Here is a 16515-nt window from a genome sequence, read left to right as displayed (position 1 = left end):
CGAAACGAAGTTCGAAACAGGAGGAGGCAAAGATGCACGGACTGAATCGCCTGGCGATCGCGTTATCGCTCGGCACACTCATGCTCGCCGGCTGCGGCGGAGACGACAACGTCACGACGAGCGCGACGCCCGCCGTATCGGTGGCCGACTACGTCGTGCCGCGCGTGCCCGGCTGCAGCCCCGGCGATACGCCCGAGACGGCGCTGCAAGGGCAGGTGCCCGCCGCGCTGCGCCAGTCCGGGTTCGGCGGCTTCAACTGCAACCTGAAGCGCGTCAGCCAGGTGCAGGGCGAAGGCGCGTCGTGGTCGGCGGCGACCTACACCGACCGGCAGGGCAAGACCTGCTTCTACCATGCGACGATGGGCGCCACACCGGCCTTCAACAACCCCGATGCACCGCCGCGCGTGAACCCTGGGGTGCCGGTGATCGACATCACCGATCCGGCCAAGCCGGTGCGGGTGAGTTCGCTGACGTCCACGGCGATGATCGATCCGTGGGAATCGCTGCGCGTGAACGTCGCGCGCGGGATTCTCGCCGCCGATAACGGGCTCGGCGGCGGCGCCGGCCCCGAAGTCGACCTGTACGACGTGGCGACCGACTGCACGCGCCCGCAACTGCTCGCAAGCGTACCGATCGGCACGGGCGCCGACGGCGGCATTCTCCCGAGTGCCAGGCCGATGGGCCATGAAGGCGGTTTTTCGCCGGACGGCTTCACGTATTACATCGGCGGCGCCTATTCGAAGTCCTACTATGCGGTCGACGTGACGATCCCGACGCGGCCCAAGCTGATTTCTGCGATCACGATGGCCGACCTGGGCTTCGGGGCGGTTCCGCACGGGCTGTCGGTGAGCCAGGACGGCAACCGCGCATACTTCATCGGCCTCGGCAACACGGGCGCGGCGGCCGGGGCGGGTGCGCCGCCGCTGGACAACGCGAACTCGAACGGCGACAACGGGTTCTTCGTCATCGACACCAGCGAAGTGCAGAGCCGGCGCCCGAATGCGCAGATGCACCGGATCGCGACGGTGCCGGTGCGCGACGGCAGTGCGGGCCAGCATACGATTCCGTTCATGGTGGGCGGCAAGCCCTATCTGGTCGAAGTGGATGAAGGCGGCTCGGGCGGAATCCAGGATCCGGGTGCGGCAGGCGTGAAGGCCGCGTGCAATGCGGGGATGACGCCATTCCCGCTGGGCCATATCTACGACATGTCGAACGAGGCGGCGCCCAAGCTCGTGTCCGAGCTGCGGCTCGAAACGCATGCGGTGCAGAACTGCAGCAAGGTGATGCCCGACATTCTCGGTCTTTCCACCTTCACGTACGGGTCGCACTACTGCAGCGTCGACAACCGGCAGAACGCCACGGCGCTCGCGTGCAGCTACTTCAACTCCGGCGTGCGTGTGTTCGACATTCGCGATCCGTCGAAGCCCAAGGAAATTGCGTACTACAACCCGCCTTCGGCAAAGTCGCCCGGCGCCGGTTCCGCGCACCTGATGTTCGGCCAGTACCGCCCGGGCGGCCCGGACTGGTGTGCGTCGCGTCTCGATTTCGACTTCGACCGCCACCTGCTGACCACGGCGTGCCAGGACAACGGCCTGATCGTGCTGTCGTTCGAGAACGGCGCGTGGCCGTTCCCTGAAAGCACGAAAGCAACGGAGATCGGCAATTGATGCGTAGCACACGGGTTGCGCGCGGACAGTCGCGCGAGGGGGGCGCTACCGGCAGGGCGGGCGTGCGAGGCCGCGCCCGGAGCAATCCGGGCGTGGCCGGGCTGGCCCTGCTGGCGGCGCTCGCTATGCCGCTGACGTGCTCGGGGTTCGAAGCGGACGTGCACTTCGGCCTCACGTTCTGGCTCGCGCGGCAGGCGGGGTTCGCGCCCGGCGAGGCCGATGCGATTGCGCTTGCCGACCAGCGGCTGGATGCCGGCTCGATCGAATACATGACGTCGCCGCTGCAGTTCGCGTGCCTGTCGCGCTTCGCGCCCGATGCTCAGGATGCCCAGGCGGCCCACTATCCGGGCGAGACGCGGGTGCCGGCCGCTGCCACAGCCCGTCGCGTGGTGCCGGACGGCCCGGCGTCGCGGTCGTTGGTCGAAACCGCGCTACGGCGTGCGGAAGGGCGCAACGCGGGAATCATGTTGGGTGAGTTCGGCCGGGCGCTGCATGCGCTGCAGGATGCGTGGGCGCACCAGGGTACGCCGTCCGCACCCGACTGGCGCCGCTATGGGATCGAATGCGACGCCGGTCTGGCGATGGCCGCGCCAGTCGAGCGCGGTGGTCCGGCCGGCCACGCCGCCGAGATGACCTGGCGTTGGCCCGTCGATACGGAGGCGATGGCGAAGTCGACGTATCTCCAGATGATTCGTTATCCGAAGATCAACGGCGCGTCGAGAAATGCGCTGCCGTGGGAGCAGGTCCGGCCGATGCTTGCCGGTTTCATCGACGCGCGGACCAAGCACGCGAAAGCGGGCTGGTTCGTCGCGAATGGCGTGAAGGACACATCGTTTCTCGACGGCACGAGCCTGCCTGACGGGCCCGCCTGGCAGGCGGTCCGCTGGCACGGCCGGCGCGACGTGCCGAAGCCGCCCTCGCTGGGCGCGCAACCCGGCGTCGACAAGGGGCTCGCCGATTTCTACGCGCGCTTCTTCAGCGACTGGGTCACGACGTCGCCGGTGGACAGGCGCTGGCTGCCCGCACTGGCTGCCGGCCGCGCCGGCAAGCCCGACGGCGCGCTGGTCGAGCAATTGACCGGCTGGCGCTTGCGGGATCACGGTGCCTATCTCGCCATCGGAACCCCGTCGCAGCCGACGGCAAGCGCCAGCGCGATCTTGCGCAACCGCGCGTCGTTCGCGGTCTTCAAATCGTTGAACGATGCGGTGTTGCCGCTCATCGTGGAGGGCGACAAGCCGTCGCCGATCCTGCCGTTCCTGGTGTTTCCGCTGCCCGATTCGGCGGACGGCAACAAGCGCGCCGTCGCGTTGATCAAGCTGCTCGATGCGCCGTACGACACGATCGGCGTGGTGTCGGAGCAGGGAAGCGGGGCCGGCTGGAAGGTCACGGGACTGATTGCGTCATCCGATTACTGACATGCACGACGACTTCGAATCTCATGCGACTCACCCGGCCAGCCGCCACGTACCGCGCCGTAACGCGTGGCGGGTCGCGGGGGCTGCGGTGTTGCTAGCCTGCGCGCCGACCGGTGCCGATGCGCATGCGTGGAATATTCCCTACTACCTGCCGGTGCCGTTGTGGCTCTATGCATACGCGGCCACCGGCACGCTCGTGGTGTCCTTCATGATCCTGGCGTTCGCATCGGGCTCGGGCACGCGCGCGCCGGTGACCCGATCGCGGCGGGCATGGCGGATACCGGCCATGGCGCTCGCTGCGGGGCAGGCCGTCAGCCTGGGCTTCGTCGTCCTGCTGATCGTGTCGGGCCTCTTCGGCACCCAGAACCCGTTCGTCAATCTCGGCATGTCGGGATTCTGGCTCTGGTTCTACCTGGGGTCGATCTATGTCAGTGCGGTGTTCGGCGACCTCTATGCGTTCACGAATCCATTCGCATTGATGTTGCGGATCGCGGCGCGCTGCGTCACGGCAATCGACCGGGGCCGGTATCGCTATCCGCGTGGCCTCGCATCGTATCCCGCGCTGATCGTGTATGTGGCCCTGATCGCTTTGGAGCTGTTCGGCGCGGCACGGCCGCGAGACGCCAGCCTGTTTCTTGCCGGCTATGCAATCTACGCACTGGCCGGTTCATTCTGCTTCGGCCGCGACGTGTGGCTCAGGCATTTCGATGCATTCGGCATCCTGTGCGGATTGTGCGCGCGACTGTCGCCAATCGAATGGCGTCGCGGGTCGGCGCGCGAAATCGGCATCAGGCTGAGGAATCCGGTCGCCGCGATGGCAGCGGAGCCGCCGTTCGACACCAGCGTCGTGATTTTCCTGTCGTTCATGCTGTCGTCGACGGCCTACGACGGCCTGCGCGATACGGCCGTCTGGAACACCTTCTTCTGGCGCGGCATCTATCCGCTGATCGTCGCGGTGTTGCCGGCGCTCAAGAACAACTACGCGATTGCGGGAGACCTCGTGCTCGCCGGGCAGTGGGCAACGTTTGCCGCGGTCGGGCTGGCCTACCATGGGCTGTTCCGGGGGTTCTGCGCGCTCGGCGCGGCGGGGGCGCGTTCGGGGCTGGATGGCAGCGCGTTTGCGCGGCAGTTCTGCCTGTTGCTGTTGCCGATCGCGCTGTTCTACAACGTGTGCCACTACTTCACGCTGTTCATCGATCAGGGGCGGCAGGTCGTTTCACTGCTGTCCGATCCGCTCGGCATCGGCTGGAACCTGCTGTCGATCGAACCGGCGCAGGTCGCGCCGACCGCGCTCCTGATCAACGTCGGCACCATCTGGCACGCGCAGGTCCTGCTGATTCTCGCCGGCCATGTGCTGAGCGTGGTCGTCACGCACGCGATCGCCGTCCGTCATCGCGTGCTGGCCGGCACCGTGGTGCTCAACCAGTTGCCGTTGCTGGTGCTGACGATCGCGCTGACGATCAGCGGCCTGTGGATCCTGTCGCTGCCGCTCGCGTGACGTTCGCGGCACGCGGCTTGAGCCCGGACGGCGAGCATCCCCAGCGTTTGCGGAAGGTTGCGGAGAAGTGGCTGGTGGTCGAAAAGCCGCATGCGAGCGCGGCCTCGGTCACATCGCATCGTCCGCGTTCGATCAGGTCGCGGGCGGCTTGCAGCCGGGTTTCGACGATGTACTGATGCGGCGTCATCCCGTTGGCCTTCTTGAAGTTCCGGATGAACGAATACAGGTCGCCGGGGTAGTCGACCGCTTCGGCCAGCGTCACGAGCGTCAGCGGATCGCGGAAGTTGTCGCGGATGTACTCGACGGCCCGTCGCATGCCCTGCGCATGCGTGTACTCACGCGCCTTGCGTGTCGACTCGAGATACGACATGCGGCCGAGCGCGGCCGCGCCGAGGGTTTCGACGTAGGTCGGCCCCGACGGCATCCCCGCGACCGCATCTTCATGGATGCTCCGGATGATCTGCACGAGCAGATCGTCGCTTACGTCGAAGCGGGGCACGGCCGGCACGGTCGGCGTGCTGGCCAGCAGGCCGGAGCGCGACAGCCAGGCCACGTCGAAGTGGACGGCGAGCCACTCGATGTCGTTCGACCAGCGGCTGGAACACGCGAAGCCGGGCGGCACGTAGGTCAACGGCGTGCGCATCACATGCGCGGCCCAGCCGTTGCCGTCGGTGCGCATCTCCAGTCCCGTCGGTGCGCGCAAGTGCAGCGTGAAGACGGGCTCGGTCGTCTCGAGATCGATCACCTCCGACGCATTCGCGATGTAGTGATCGATCGCGACGACGCCGCGCGACGGCGTCGCCAGCTGCCGTTTCCAGCTCGCGGGCGGTTGCCAGTTCGACCGGCGTCCGTCGGGATGTTTCGCACACACATAGCTCAACGCTGGCCGGTTCTGCATGCCGTTTCCCTTCATGTTGCCTGGATCCGGGCGAAGCGCGCGCTCGCCGCGATGATCCGTCCTGGAGAATCAGCACACTGTAGGGCGTCATGCTTACTCGATGCTTACCTGTCTTGAGCGATGACGAAAAGAGACGCCCCGCGTACGGCGCGCATGGCGCGACCGTACGGCAGGGGATCACGGGACGCGGAATCGTCCGATGATTGCCCGGTTCGGAAGAAAGCCGGCCGCCTTCAATGCCACTTGCGGATCTGCACCTGCACCTTGCCGTCGCGGATCGGCATGACGTCGGGACTGTCGTCGCCTACCTCGCTCGCGATCAGGTCGTTCAGGCGGGCGTTCATCGCGAGCAGCAGCTCGCCGTGCTTTTTCCGGTCCATCGCGAGATTGCGCATCTCGCCCGGATCGCTCGCGATATCGAACAGCTCGACGTCGTTGCGTGCGAACAAAGCCTCCATCGTCGTCGGCCGGTTGAATTCGAGCGGCGAGAAATAGCGCGTGAACCGGTAGCGGCCGTCGAACACGCTGCGGATCGTGCCGCGCAACCGGAAATCGGGCTGCTGCGCGAGCGCGCGGCGCAGCAGCTCGTCCTCGGGCACGCCTTTCTGGCGCATCGTGCCCAGTTCCTTCAGCATCCATTCGCTGTCGTAGTAGAGCAGCATCGCGTAGTTGAACAGCGTGGCGTCGCGCGCCGCGTGCAGCTTCGCGTCGGCCGGCTTCGCGAGCCAGCGCGTGAGGTCGTGCCCCTTCAGCGCGCTGCCGCGAATCGACGCGAGCCGCGCATCGTCGAGACCGGTGAGCCCGAGCAGCGTCGGCGCGATGTCGATGTGCGACGTCAGCGCATCGCACTGCATGCCGCCCGGATACGCGGGATGGCGGATCACGAGCGGCACGTGGTTCTGCGGCTGGTACGCGGTCGCGCCCTTGCCGACGAGCTGGTGCGCGCCGATGTGATCGCCGTGGTCGGCCGTCATCACGACGATCGTGCGTTCGTCGAGGCCGAGCGACTGCAGCGATTGCAGCAGGCGCACGACATGCGTGTCGCAGTCGCGTACGCAGTTGAAGTAGTTGTTCTGATAGATGCGCAGGCGTTCGTCGGTGAACGGATAGCGTCCGACCAGGTTCGCATGCGCGGCGTTGAACATTCCGTGCGCCGGCGGCCGCCCCGGCTCGTCGTAGGGCTGCCGCCGCGAAGCCGCGAGCGGCACGTCGTGCCATGACGTGCGATACAGCGCGTCGTTCGGCGGCGGCGCGTTGCCGAGCATCGGGTGGTTCGCGTCCTGCACTGTCGAGCCGTTCGTGTCGGTGTTCACGAACATCGCGTCGTGCGGGTTCACCAGGTTCACCGCGAGGAACCACGGCTTGCCTTCCTTCGCGAGACGCGGCGCGTGGTTGCGCATCCAGCTCACCGCCGCCTCGGCCGTGATCCCGTCGTACTGGTAGCCGCCGCGCACCATCCCGATCAGGTCGCCCACGCCGAAATAGTCGTCGAAGCCGTACGACCGGATCGTGCGGTTGTAGTCGGCCACGGGTGCCGTATACGGGCTCGCGGTTTCGTGCATCGACGCGCTCAGGTGCCACTTGCCGAGATACGCGGCGTAGTAGCCGGCATCGCGCAGCATGTGACCAACGGTGCGCACGTCCGGCGACATGTCCTTCTGCCAGGGCACGCCCGTGTTGTCGAGCACGCCGGTGTGCTGGATGTGCTGCCCGGTGTAGACCGTCGAGCGCGACGGCGAGCACACGCAGGCGGCGATCTGGTGGTGCATGAACGTGATGCCGTCTCGCCGCAGCGCTTCGCGGCCCGGCACCGGGAACGGCCAGCGATCGAAGTGGCGCTCCTGGTCGGTCAGGATGAACAGGATGTTGTAGCCGGCGGGCGGCGCGGCGGGCGCGGTCGTCGCGCCGTGGAACGCGGGCGCGGGATCGACGCCCGCGCCGGCGGCGACCGGGGCGACCGGGGCGACCGGGGCGACCGGGGCGACCTGGGCGGCCGGCGGCGCGCTCGCGGCCAGCGCGTCGGCGCCGAAGCCGGCCGCCGCGACGGCCGCGCCGGCCCGCTTGAGGAACTGGCGCCGCGGGGTGGGTTCGGCGGCGGGGGTGTCCTGATCGTCTTTCACGTCGGCTGTCTCCTGGTCATGCCGGCTCGTGCCGGGGGTTTTCATGCGGACGACTATGCGGCAGGATCATGTATCGATCGATGAAAGATCAGGGTCGATTGATAACCTGACGAATATGAATGACGGAGGCGCCCGTGACCTACGATCCACGCGGCCCGGCCCGCCGCACGCGGCCGGAACCGCTCGCGCCGCCCGGCGCGCCGGCCCACGAGCAGCGCATCGCGCAGGCGCTGCGCCGGCTGCGCGTGCGCGACATGGAAACGCTCGACTCGCTCGGGCGCACACGCAGCTTCGCGCGCACGGCCGAGGCCGCGTCGATCACGCAGCCCGCGTTGTCGAAATGGCTGCGCGAGCTCGAGGACGCGCTCGGCCTGCCGCTGTTCGAACGCACGTCGCGGCGCGTCGCGCCGACCGTCTACGGCGATGCGCTGCTCGAATGCATCGGCCGCGTGTTGACCGACATGCGCGGCGTCGCGCCCGCGTTCGACGCGTTGCGTACCGGCACCGGCCGCCCGGTGTCGATCGGCCTGCTGCCGAACATGGCGCCGCAACTGATTCCGGGCGCGCTGGCGTGGCTGCGGGAAGCCGGCCGCGCGGTGCAGCTCAACGTGCGCGAGGACACGCTCGACCGGATGCTCGCGCAGGCGCAGCGCCACGAGCTCGACCTGCTCGTGTGCCGGCTCGACGCATCGGCGCTGAGCGCGGGGCTCGACGTCGCGCCGCTGTATCGCGACGACATGATCGTCGTGTGCGGGCCGCGCCATCCGCTGCTCAGGCGCGCGCGGATCGGCTGGCGCGACGCGGCCGCGTTCCCGTGGATCGCGCCGCCGCTCGGGTCGCCCGCGCGCACGGCGCTGGACGCCGAGTTCGCGAATGCGGGCTTGCCGCCACCGCCCGTGCTGATGGAATCGGTGTCATGGCAGACCAACCGCATGGTGGCCGGGCAGTCGCCTTGCCTGTTCGTGCAGTCGGCCCGCGCGTTCGAGCTGGCCGTGCGCGCGGGGGAGCGGGTCGGCCGGTTGCCGCTGAAGCTGTCGACGATGCCGGACACGGTCGGTGCGCTGTATTCGGCACCCGCGGGCGTGTCGGTCGCGGCCGCGATCGATGCATTGAAGGCCGTGACGCGCATGGAGCCCGGCGCGGTGGCATGAAGGCGAACGGAGTCGGGCGCCGCCACAATCTGACGAACGGTTTGCATGCTCGCCGCGCACCACGCGCGGCGTTGCCCCGGGTTGTCGCGCCGTGCGCAAGTCTTTCGGCGAGCTGACTGCCGGCGGCAACCGCCGTGCCGACCACGCGTAACCCCTGATGCACGTGGATGCGCCGCTTGTCACGGATTGGTGTTAAATGTATTTCGGCGCGTGTTGGCACCGCGCGCAATACGGGGCGCACCGGGCATCGGCGTAAACCCGGAGCGAAATACGGCACGAAGGATCGAAAACGAATCGGGCGCATCAGACCCGATCGGACAGACGGCAGGATTCAATTTGAATACCGAACCGCAAAGTTCTCGTTACAGTCTCGGGCTCGCGGCGGAAGTGCTCGCATCCGAGCAAAGCGTGCTGAGGCTGATCACGCGCAACACACCGCTGCCGGAGCTGCTCGTCGAGGTCTGCCGGCGCGCCGAGGCGTTGCTCGGCGACGGCGCGTCGTGCACGATCCTGCTGCTCGACACCGACGGCGTGCACGTGCACGTCGGTGCCGCGCCATCGCTGCCCGTGCGGTACAGCGCGGCGATCGAAGGCGCGTCGATCGGGCCTGCGGCCGGCTCGTGCGGCACGGCGATGTACCTGCGCCGGATGGTCGTCGTCGAAGACATCGAAACCGATCCCCTGTGGGCCGACTACCGGGCCGTCGCATTGCCGCTGGGCTTGCGCGCGTGCTGGTCGGTGCCGTTCCTCGACGAAGCGGGCGTCGTGCTCGGCGCGTTCGCCGTCTATTACCGCACGCCGCGCCGGCCGGGCGACGAGGAAACCGAACTGTTGCGCGACATCGGCAACAGCGTCGGCCTCGCGGTGCACCAGGACCGGATCGCGCGACAGCTCGCGCGCAGCGAGGAACATCACCGGCTCGTGGTCAACAGCCTGAACGAAGGGATCCTCGTGGTGTCGCGCGACGGCATCGTCATCGCGAGCAACCCGAGTGCGAACCGGATGATGCGCGTGAGGGGCGACCTCGTCGGCCGCCGGCTGTCGACGGTGATCCTGCGCAAGCTGCACGAGGACGGCACGCCGATCGCGCCCGACGACTGGCCGAGCCGGCGCGCGCTCGAGACGGCCACGCCGATGCTCGGCTACACGGTCGGCTTCGGCCTGGCGGACGGCGACATCATCTGGGTGCGCGGCAACGCGGTGCCGATCGTGAGGCCGGGAGAGACGCAGGCCGATTCGGTGCTCGTGTCGTTCAACGACATCGGCCCCGTGCGCGAAGCGCAGCAGCAGTTGCGCTACCTGGCGACGCGCGATGCGCTGACGGGCCTCTACAACCGCCGCTGGCTCGGCGACCGCATGCGCGAGCTGTTCGGCGGACACGATGCGGCGGGCGGGCCCGCACGCGTCGCGATCCTGTTCATCGATCTCGTCGGTTTCAAGAAGGTCAACGACACGGCCGGCCACGACGCGGGCGACGCGCTGCTGCGCAGCGTGGCCGCGCGGCTCGCGGCGTGCGGCGGCGGCCAGTACGCGCTGACGCGGGTCGGCGGCGACGAGTTCGTGATCCTCGTCGACGACTGCGACGATCCCGACCGGCTCGCGGTGCTCGCGCGCGAGGTGATCGACGCGATCGCGAAGCCGTTCGCGATCGCGAACAACGAATACTGGCTCGGCGTGTCGATCGGGATCAGCGTCGCGCCGCGCGACGGCGACGATGCCGTCACGCTGATGCGCAATGCCGATTCGGCGATGTATGACGCGAAGCAGCGCGGCCGCAACCACTTCACGTTCTTCACCGCGCAGCTCAACCTGCGGCTGCAGCGCCGCTTCGCGATCGAGCAGTCGCTGCGGCGTGCGCTGTCGTCGGACATGCTGCGGCTCGCGTATCAGCCCGTCGTCGACGCGCGCAGCGGCCGCACGGTCGGCGCCGAGGCGCTGTTGCGCTGGACGAGCCCCGAGCTCGGGCCGATGTCGCCGGCGGAGTTCATTCCGGTCGCGGAAGATACGGGGCTGATCGTCGCGATCGGCCAGTGGGTGCTCGAAACCGCGTGCCGGCAGGCGGCCGAATGGCGCCGCACGATCGCGCCCGACCTGATGCTGGCCGTCAACCTGTCGCCGCGGCAGTTTCACGAAGGGCTCGTCGAATCGGTCGGTCGCTGCCTCGCGCAGACTCAGCTCGATCCGTCCGCGCTCGAACTCGAGATTACCGAAGGACTGCTGATGAACGACACGGAAACCGTGCTGCCGATGCTCGAGGCGCTCACGGACATGAACGTGCGAATCTCGGTCGACGATTTCGGCACCGGCTATTCATCGCTCGCGTACCTGAAGCGCTTTCCGCTGCACAACCTGAAGGTCGACCGCTCGTTCGTGTCGGGCGTGCCCGATCATCACGACTCGGTGGCGATCACGCAGGCCGTGGTCGCGATGGCGCATTCGCTCGGGATGAAGGTCACGGCCGAAGGGGTCGAGACGCAGGCGCAATCGTGGTTCCTGCAGCAGATCGGCTGCGACATGCAGCAGGGCTATCTGTTCAGCCGCCCGCTGGACCCGAGCGACTACGCGCGCCGGCTCGGCGCCGTGTGAGCGCGGCGCGCGTTCGGCGTTCGGCGCTCAGTCGACGGGCGGCCCGCCGAACCCGCCGGGGACCGGCGCCGTCGGCGTCGCATCGATCTCGACGCGGTTCTTGCCTGCGTGCTTCGCGCGATAGAGCGCACGGTCGGCCGCTTCGATCAGCAGCGTCGTCGGCAGGCCGGGCATCGGCACGATGCTCGCGCCGCCGATGCTGATCGTCACGGTGTTGCCCGTCGACGAATGCGCGTGCCGCAGCCGCAGCGCCTCGACCGCGAGGCGGATCTTCTCGCCGAGCAGCCGCGCGGCGCCCGGCGACGTGGCCGGCATCACGACCGCGAATTCCTCGCCGCCGAAACGCGCGGCGAGATCGCCCGACTGGCCGAGGCAGCGCTCGATGGTCGACGCGATCTGCTTGAGCACGCTGTCGCCCGACACGTGGCCGTACGTGTCGTTGTACAGCTTGAAGTTGTCGACGTCGATCATCAGCAGCGACAGTTCGCTGCGCTCGCGCGTGCCGCGCCGCCATTCCGCGGCGAGGTATTCGTCGAGATAGCGCCGGTTCGACAGCCCGGTCAGGCCGTCGGAATGCGTGAGGCGCCGCAGCTCGAGATTGGCTTCGAGCAACTGCTGCTGCGATTGCCGCAGCGCGCGGTAGGCCTCGTCGCGCTGCAGCAGGTTCATGTACGAGCGCGAGTGGTAGCGCACCCGCGCGACGAGCTCGATGCGGTCGGGCAGCTTCACGAGGTAGTCGTTCGCGCCGGCCGCGAACGCGGCGCTCTTGATCACGGGCTCTTCCTGCGTCGACAGCACGATGATCGGCACGTCGCGCGTCGCCGGATTCGCGCGGTACGCCTTCACGAGGCTCAGCCCGTCGGTGCCGGGCATCACGAGGTCCTGCAGGATCACGGTCGGCCGCGTCTCGATCGCGGTGGCCATCGCGTCGTCCGAACGCGGGCAGTAGTGGAAATCGATGCCTTCCTCGTCGACGAGCGCACGCCGCACGGCTTCCGCGACGATCGTCTGGTCATCGACCAGCAGCACCATCGCCGGCACGTCGACGGGCGGCGTATAGGGGCCGCCTGGCGGGCGAGTCAGGTCAATGGTCATGATCGACGCGGGTTGTTGCGGTTGTTGCAGGAGCAGGCATGGGTGTTGCGCGTGTTCATCGTCGGGCTCAGATTTTCGCGAGCGCCGCCAGCTCGCCCGCGATGCGCCCGAGCGGCAGGATCGCACGCGCCGCGCCGAGTGTCGCGGCCGCTTTCGGCATGCCGTACACGGCGCTCGTCGCCTCGTCCTGCGCGATCGTATGGTAGCCCTTCATCCGCAGCGCCTTCAGGCCGATCGCGCCGTCGCGGCCCATGCCGGTGAGCAGCACGCCGATCACGCGGCCGGGCCAGTGCTCGGTCAGGCTGTTGAAGAACACGTCGACCGACGGGCGATACGGCGTGGCGGCCGGCTCGCGCGTGTATTCGAGCGTGCCGGCACGGGTGATGCGCAGGTGGTCGTCGGTCGCGGCGAGCAGCGCGACGCCCGGCTGCGGGCGGTCGCCTTCGCGCGCGACGCGCACGGCGAGCGGTGTCTGGCCGTCGAGCCATTGCGCCATGCCTTCGGCGAACGCGCGGTCGACGTGCTGGACGATCACGATCGGGGCGCTGAAATCGGCCGGCAGGCCGCCGAGCACCGACGCGAGCGCGCCGGGGCCGCCGGCCGATGCGCCGATCGCGACCAGCGGGCCGCCGCCGGCGCGGGAGGCCGTGCCGGCGACGCGCGTGCCGCCGGGCGCGTCGAGCAGGCGGCCGATCTGGTCGATCTTCGCGAGCAGCAGGCGGGTCGTGTCGCCGGCCGCGCCGTCGCCGAGCCGCGGCGTATCGACCGCGTCGAGCGCGCCGGCGCCCATCGCCTCGAACACGCGCCAGGCATTCGCGCCGATGCAGCTCGTCACGATCAGGATCGCGCACGGTCGTTCGGATCGCATGATCCGCCGCGTCGCTTCGATCCCGTCGAATTTCGGCATGATCAGGTCCATCAGCACGACGTCGGGCGGCTGCGCGGCGCACAGCTCGACGGCTTGTGCGCCGTCGGTCGCGACCCACAGCACGCGGTGCTCGGGCCGGCGCGCGATCGCGCGGCGCATCGCCTCGACGGCAAGCGGGAGGTCGTTGACGATGCCGATGTTCACAAGCGGAATTCTCCGGTCGGTTCGTAGTGTTGGAGGTGGGCCGGGTTCATGGAAGGGGCTGCCTGTTCGGCGCCGCCGGACGGCATCGGCGGCCGGACGGCACGGCATTCTTTTGGGTTGGCGACGCCCGCATGCTGTCATGCGGCGCGGGCGGCGGCAATCGAAAAATTCGCGCATGGTGCCGTTTCAGTGCGTTTCCTCTATGACGGTGCGGTGTTTGCCGACAGCAGGGGAGCCGGGTCGGCCCGCGCATGCCGGTCCGGCGGTTTCGGCACGACCGGCCGCGCAAGCCGGCATGTTACCGTGGCGGCTTCGATAACAATGACGGGGGAGAATGCCGGATGACCGTGCCCGATACCCTGCTGGTCAGCCGCGATCCGTACGCGCCGGTCGTGACCGAGCACGACGGCCGCTTGCTGTACCGGATCCCCATCGAGAGCGGGCATGCGTCGTTCCACCGCGATTTTCCGGTCGATCCGGACGCGGTGCGCGTGCTGCGCGACGACGCCGAGCGCTTTTACTTCCTGTTCGCGGCGCTTCACCATCCGTACCAGCTGCGCGCAACGAACCTGTCCGACGCGGAACGCGAACGCTACTTTCGCACGATCCTGTTTGCCGGCCGCGACGAGGTCGAAGCGTTCATGACGGAACTCGACCGCGCCAGCAACGGCGCGGTCGCGAACCTGCTGAGGATCTTCACGCAGGCCGACTACCGGCAACTGCGCGCGGGCCGGTGGTTCGACATGGGCGCCGGTACGCCGGCCGCGTAGCGCCCGGGGGCTGCCCGTCATCCGTTCCGACGGGCGAGGGCCGCACCGTCAATGGCTGCGCGCGTACCCCTGGATCAGCGCGCGCATCATGCCTTCGACGGTCGCGTCGAGCAGGTCGGCTTCCTGCTCGGACTCCTCGACGAGCGCGGCATACGCGGTCGCGAGCGTCACGCGATCGACCTCATGGCGTTGCTCCATCAGCGTCACCATCCCGTCCTTCGCCAGATGAGCGGAGAACGCGCGGCTGCCGATGGTCTGGAATACGTCAATCATGGCGGCTCTCCCGTCCGTTGCCGATGCTTTCCAGTGTAGTCGGCGCACCGGGGCTCCGCCACGCGCGGCGGGCCGCTGCATGCCGCCGGCCGGGGCGCTGACGCGCGTGCCGCAACCGGCGCGTTCGCGTCCCCCGTTTCCTCCGATGAAACTCCACCGACACCTGGCCCGGGCACGGCGTTCGCACACTTCAACGTTTACCCGGAGCAGTAAATTGTCGACTTTTTGTCGATAAAGTCTCGTGTTAGATTGCGCCGTCAGAGCCCGGTCCAAACCGGGCAGGCGGCGCGTTGCCAAGGCGCCGTGCATTCGACACAAGGAGGAGCAATGCTGGTGCTGATTGGGGTGCCGATCGTCGTGATCGGTTTTGCGCTGCGCTTCAATGCGCTGCTGGTGGTCACGATCGCGGGGCTCGCGACGGGGCTGGCGGGCGGGCTGAATCTCGTCGACATCGTCAGCGCGTTCGGCAAGGCGTTCACCGAAAACCGCTACATGGGGCTCATCTGGCTGACGCTGCCGGTGATCGCGCTGCTCGAGCGCAACGGGCTCAAGGAGCAGGCGAAGCGGATGATCTCGCGCGTGCAGGCGGCGACCACGGGCCGCGTGCTGATGCTGTACTTCGTGCTGCGCCAGGCGACGGCCGCGCTCGGTCTCACGTCGCTCGGCGGCCATGCGCAGATGGTGCGGCCGCTGATCGCGCCGATGGCCGAGGCCGCCGCGGTCAACCGGCATGGCGAGCTGCCCGAATCGGTGCGCCAGCAGATCCGCGCGCATGCATCGGGCGCCGACAACGTCGCCGTGTTCTTCGGCGAGGACATCTTCATCGCGATCCAGTCGATCCTGCTGATCAAGGGCTTTCTCGAACAGAACGGCATCGCCATCGAGCCGCTGCATTTGTCGGTGTGGGCGATCCCGACCGCGATCGCCGCACTCGTGATCCATTGCACGCGCCTTGCGTTGCTCGACCGCCGGCTTACGCGCGGCTTCGGCCTGGTGGCGCAGGAGGGCGCGCGATGATCGGCCTCGAATCGCTGTACACGCTCGCGGGGCTGATGTTCGCCGCGTTCGCCTTCTTCAACCTGACCGATCGCACGAACCCGCGCCGCATCGTCAATTTCGCGTTCTGGGCGATCTACGCGCTCACGTTCCTGTTCGGCGCGCTGCTGCCGCATTTCGTGACGGGCTGCCTCGCGATCGCGCTCGCGGTGATCGCCGGCTCGGGCAAGCTCGGGCGCGGCAAGTCCGACGAAGCCGGGGAGGCCGCGGCCGTGCGGCGCGAGACGCTCGCGCAGCGTTTCGGCAACACGCTGTTCCTGCCCGCGCTGCTGATTCCGGTCGTCACGCTGATCGGCACGTTCGCGTTGAAGCTCGTGCCGTTCGTCGAGCAGAAGAGCGTGACGCTGATCTCGCTCGTGCTCGGCACGCTCGTCGCGTTCGCCGTCGCGCTCGCGATGCTGCGCGACTCGCCCGTGCATGCGGTGAAGGAGGCACGCCACACGATGGACGCGGTCGGCTGGGCCGCGATCCTGCCGCAGATGCTCGCGGCGCTCGGCGCGCTGTTCGCGGTGGCCGGTGTCGGCGGCGTGGTGTCGGGGCTCGTGAAGGCGTGGGTGCCGATCGATTCGCCGTTCGCGGTGGTCGCGGCCTACACGGTCGGCATGGCGCTGTTCACGATGATCATGGGCAACGGCTTCGCCGCGTTCCCCGTGATGACGGCCGGCATCGGCCTGCCGCTGATCGTCCACCAGTTCCACGGCAACCCGGCGATCGTCGGCGCGATCGGGATGCTGAGCGGCTTCTGCGGTACGCTGATGACGCCGATGGCCGCGAACTTCAACATCGTGCCGGCGGCGCTGCTCGAACTGAAGGACAAGAATGGCGTGATCAAGGTGCAGTGGCCGACGGCCTTGCTGCTGCTCGCCGTGAACACGCTGCTGATGTACGCGTTCGCATTCCGCTTCTGACGAGAT

At 68.4% G+C, this 16515-nt stretch carries 13 protein-coding genes; 8 read left to right on the top strand and 5 right to left on the bottom strand.

Annotated elements, in window-relative coordinates:
* The first annotated feature begins 32 nt into the window (after positions 1-32).
* The 3 genes from CFB45_RS24930 (at position 33) to CFB45_RS24920 (ending at position 4580) form a co-directional block, all read left to right on the top strand.
* Positions 33-1667 (top strand): LVIVD repeat-containing protein, encoded by a 1635-nt coding sequence (locus CFB45_RS24930; protein ID WP_089427847.1) that lies wholly within the window; start codon positions 33-35, stop codon positions 1665-1667.
* Positions 1668-1759: 92 nt separating this feature from the next.
* Positions 1760-3082 carry a DUF6765 family protein gene (locus tag CFB45_RS24925; protein WP_256978345.1) on the top strand — a complete coding sequence of 441 codons (1323 nt, stop codon included), beginning with the start codon at positions 1760-1762 and terminating at the stop codon, positions 3080-3082.
* Between the two features lies 1 nt (position 3083).
* Entirely contained in the window at positions 3084-4580 is a 1497-nt protein-coding gene (locus CFB45_RS24920) for a hypothetical protein (protein WP_256978344.1), read from the top strand.
* Here the strand turns inward: CFB45_RS24920 and CFB45_RS24915 are convergent.
* Together CFB45_RS24915 and CFB45_RS24910 are read right to left on the bottom strand one after the other, a co-directional pair.
* Positions 4543-5493 (bottom strand): AraC family transcriptional regulator, encoded by a 951-nt coding sequence (locus CFB45_RS24915; RefSeq protein ID WP_256978343.1) that lies wholly within the window; start codon positions 5491-5493, stop codon positions 4543-4545. The genes CFB45_RS24920 and CFB45_RS24915 overlap by 38 nt on opposite strands.
* Positions 5494-5711: 218 nt before the next feature.
* Complete coding sequence (locus CFB45_RS24910) at positions 5712-7598, bottom strand: sulfatase-like hydrolase/transferase (RefSeq protein WP_089429135.1); 1887 nt, start codon at positions 7596-7598, stop codon at positions 5712-5714.
* Positions 7599-7732: 134 nt separating this feature from the next.
* Between CFB45_RS24910 and CFB45_RS24905 the strand changes: the two genes are divergently transcribed.
* Both CFB45_RS24905 and CFB45_RS24900 read left to right on the top strand, forming a co-directional pair.
* Positions 7733-8749: a LysR substrate-binding domain-containing protein gene (locus CFB45_RS24905; protein WP_089429134.1), complete on the top strand. Its 1017-nt coding sequence runs from the start codon at positions 7733-7735 to the stop codon at positions 8747-8749.
* A 336-nt stretch (positions 8750-9085) separates the two neighbouring features.
* A complete protein-coding gene (locus CFB45_RS24900; protein ID WP_089427845.1) occupies positions 9086-11335 on the top strand; it encodes a putative bifunctional diguanylate cyclase/phosphodiesterase in 2250 nt (749 codons plus the stop codon).
* 27 nt (positions 11336-11362) lie between these two features.
* Here CFB45_RS24900 and CFB45_RS24895 read toward each other — a convergent pair whose 3' ends face one another.
* Both CFB45_RS24895 and CFB45_RS24890 read right to left on the bottom strand, forming a co-directional pair.
* On the bottom strand, positions 11363-12430 hold the full coding sequence (locus CFB45_RS24895) for a diguanylate cyclase (protein ID WP_089427844.1): 1068 nt from the start codon (positions 12428-12430) through the stop codon (positions 11363-11365).
* 67 nt (positions 12431-12497) lie between these two features.
* Positions 12498-13502 (bottom strand): chemotaxis response regulator protein-glutamate methylesterase, encoded by a 1005-nt coding sequence (locus tag CFB45_RS24890; protein WP_089427843.1) that lies wholly within the window; start codon positions 13500-13502, stop codon positions 12498-12500.
* A 341-nt stretch (positions 13503-13843) separates the two neighbouring features.
* Here CFB45_RS24890 and CFB45_RS24885 point away from each other — a divergent pair, with 341 nt between their 5' ends.
* Complete coding sequence (locus CFB45_RS24885; protein WP_089427842.1) at positions 13844-14272, top strand: hypothetical protein; 429 nt, start codon at positions 13844-13846, stop codon at positions 14270-14272.
* Positions 14273-14320: 48 nt separating this feature from the next.
* On the opposite strand, the gene CFB45_RS24880 is transcribed toward CFB45_RS24885, so the two are convergent.
* Complete coding sequence (locus CFB45_RS24880) at positions 14321-14545, bottom strand: hypothetical protein (RefSeq protein ID WP_039357299.1); 225 nt, start codon at positions 14543-14545, stop codon at positions 14321-14323.
* 327 nt (positions 14546-14872) lie between these two features.
* Between CFB45_RS24880 and CFB45_RS24875 the strand changes: the two genes are divergently transcribed.
* Positions 14873-15562 (top strand): DUF969 domain-containing protein, encoded by a 690-nt coding sequence (locus CFB45_RS24875; protein WP_089427841.1) that lies wholly within the window; start codon positions 14873-14875, stop codon positions 15560-15562.
* Positions 15559-16509 (top strand): DUF979 domain-containing protein, encoded by a 951-nt coding sequence (locus CFB45_RS24870; RefSeq protein WP_089427840.1) that lies wholly within the window; start codon positions 15559-15561, stop codon positions 16507-16509. Before CFB45_RS24875 ends, CFB45_RS24870 begins: the two co-directional genes overlap by 4 nt.
* The last annotated feature ends 6 nt before the right edge of the window (positions 16510-16515 follow it).

The sequence above is a fragment of the Burkholderia sp. HI2500 genome, from assembly GCF_002223055.1.
Lineage (GTDB): Bacteria > Pseudomonadota > Gammaproteobacteria > Burkholderiales > Burkholderiaceae > Burkholderia.
This window is presented reverse-complemented; position numbering and strand designations above follow the sequence as displayed.

Bases quoted from the DNA above. Each gene is read 5' to 3' on its own strand.
- CFB45_RS24885 (WP_089427842.1), top strand. From the start codon at position 13,844: ATGACCGTGCCCGATACCCTGCTGGTCAGCCGCGATCCGTACGCGCCG.
- CFB45_RS24870 (WP_089427840.1), top strand. From the start codon at position 15,559: ATGATCGGCCTCGAATCGCTGTACACGCTCGCGGGGCTGATGTTCGCC.
- CFB45_RS24880 (WP_039357299.1), bottom strand. From the start codon at position 14,545: ATGATTGACGTATTCCAGACCATCGGCAGCCGCGCGTTCTCCGCTCAT.
- CFB45_RS24915 (WP_256978343.1), bottom strand. From the start codon at position 5,493: ATGAAGGGAAACGGCATGCAGAACCGGCCAGCGTTGAGCTATGTGTGT.
- CFB45_RS24920 (WP_256978344.1), top strand. From the start codon at position 3,084: ATGCACGACGACTTCGAATCTCATGCGACTCACCCGGCCAGCCGCCAC.
- CFB45_RS24875 (WP_089427841.1), top strand. From the start codon at position 14,873: ATGCTGGTGCTGATTGGGGTGCCGATCGTCGTGATCGGTTTTGCGCTG.
- CFB45_RS24895 (WP_089427844.1), bottom strand. From the start codon at position 12,430: ATGACCATTGACCTGACTCGCCCGCCAGGCGGCCCCTATACGCCGCCC.
- CFB45_RS24930 (WP_089427847.1), top strand. From the start codon at position 33: ATGCACGGACTGAATCGCCTGGCGATCGCGTTATCGCTCGGCACACTC.